This is a genomic window from Leptolyngbya sp. FACHB-711 (assembly GCF_014695615.1).
Lineage (GTDB): Bacteria > Cyanobacteriota > Cyanobacteriia > Elainellales > Elainellaceae > Leptolyngbya_A.
The window spans coordinates 1-1945 of the sequence record NZ_JACJOR010000005.1 but is presented as its reverse complement, the minus strand read 5'-3'; the positions used below and the strand labels follow the sequence as shown (position 1 = coordinate 1945).

The window sequence follows — 1945 nt, the reverse complement described above, 5'->3', positions numbered from 1 at the left end:
TATCATTAAAAATACCGCTAAAAGTATTGCTGAGAAGACTAAGAACTGGAATTTTGGGGTGATTAAACTGAGCATTTATCAAGCTTCGCTCTGAGAGAAAAATTATCAAGCTAGAACAGGAACCTGGCTCTCTTCCAGCATTCAAAGCCGCTTCACGTTGCAAGCTAGAAAGCAAGGAAAGCAGCGCAGGCGATGTGCCTCCCTGGATACTTTGTCAATTGCACTTTGTCAAATGCTCTGTCAGAACTCTACCCTATGGCTAATTTCCTAAGGTTGATTTATTGAGTCAGGGATTACAGCGATAATTCCAGCATTATTAGTTAATTTATTAGTCAATTAAAATTGTTGATTCTAAGATTGCTAATTCGTGCATTGGCGATCGTGGCTGGAAATTCTGCCTTTAAACTCTAATAGCCTCTTTTGTTAAGCAAAACCTTGTTGAGCAAAATCGGTTAAGCAAAATCAGCACATTCGCTAGAACCCAACTCATTCACTGACATGATGGATAGCCTTACTCGTCCCCTTCTCGTGGTTGATGACTCTGACATCGACTTTGAGATTCTGCAATCTGTGGTCAGCCGGACTGTGGTGGATCAGCTTGTCTTTCGCTGCACAGATGGCGATGAAGCACTCAGCTTTTTGTTTCAAACGGGCGAGTACGCTGATCCTGATACTGCGCCCCGTCCTGGGGTCATTTTACTGGATTTGAATCTGCCCGGAACCGAAGGGCTAGACGTGCTGGCGCGAGTCAAACAAGACGACCAGCTCAAAAGTATTCCGATCGTCGTTCTCACTAGCTCCACCAATCCTGACCACATCAAACAGTGCTATCAGCGCGGAGCAAGCAGCTATGTGGTCAAGGCAATGAATACCCAAAAATTTATTGCAACTCTGCAATCCCTGATTCATTTTTGGCTAGAAAGCGCAGTTTTATCTTATAGTGAGCAGCCCTGGTTATCGCATCGTTCCGCATTCCCTCAGTGTTGAACCACGATTGAACCAGTGTTGAACTGCTACTGCTGGAAGTTAAATCTGCGCGATCGTCGCCTGCCATTCACTGCATTCTTCTAAGTAGGAAAGCAGATAGAATAGGGACACAATGATTGCTTAGAGTAAGTCTTATGTCTATCGACTGTCTATCGAAAGGTACCCGAGGTAAGGATGCCTGAATTTTGCTTAAAAAAAGTGCGCTTGAAAAGTATTTGATAGTTTCCCTTGCCCTCGCTAATTTCCCGTTTTGGGGACTTTGAGATGTCTCTCGCTTTCTACTTAATCGCAACTCAAGAATGGTACAGAAGCCGGTAATTGCCTCGGAAGTGCTTGATCTCACTAGCTGCGAGCGTGAACCTATTCATATTCCCGGCTTGATCCAGCCGCACGGCTGCCTGCTGGTGCTCAAAGAACCCGATCTCACCCTTATCCAGGTCAGCGAAAATACGGTTGCCTACCTGGGCAAGTCGCCAGAGCAGCTTCTGAACACTGCCCTCACTGATCTGCTGGGGGCAAAGCAAACGGTCGCGATCGAGCAATGCCTGACGGAGAATTTTGAGACCGTCAATCCCTTAAAAATCACGATCGAACGATCCGAAGGCGCGGCTATTTTTGACGGGGTAATTCATCGAGCGGATGAGCTGCTTCTGCTGGAGCTAGAACCGAGCCAAACTGAGGCTTCTGCAAATTCTCTTCAGCTCTACCCTTGGGTTAGGGGTACGATAAATAAGCTCCAGAGTGCCACCACGCTTCAAGAAATGTGCAACTTTGCGGTGGCTGAAATTCGTCGTTTGACAGGCTTCGATCGCGTCATGGTCTACCAGTTTACCAAGACAGGCGCGGGCAGAGTGATCGCAGAGGCAAAGCGCGACGACGCGACCCCTTATCTGGGCTTACACTATCCGTCTACCGATATTCCCCAACAGGCAAAACAGCTTTATATCCTCAATGGGCT

Annotated in this window: 1 protein-coding gene and 1 pseudogene; both read left to right on the top strand. The window is 47.0% G+C overall.

Annotated elements, in window-relative coordinates; all coding sequences use genetic code 11:
* The first annotated feature begins 498 nt into the window (after positions 1 to 498).
* The gene (locus H6F80_RS00045) at positions 499 to 987 is read left to right on the top strand and encodes a response regulator (protein ID WP_190789585.1); all 489 of its coding nucleotides are present in this window, start codon (positions 499 to 501) and stop codon (positions 985 to 987) included.
* A 299-nt stretch (positions 988 to 1286) separates the two neighbouring features.
* Positions 1287 to 1945 (top strand): annotated as a pseudogene (locus tag H6F80_RS00040) (cyanobacterial phytochrome A); the annotation flags it as partial.

Coding starts and splice junctions, on each gene's coding strand:
- H6F80_RS00045 (WP_190789585.1), top strand. CDS start 499: ATGATGGATAGCCTTACTCGTCCCCTTCTCGTGGTTGATGACTCTGAC.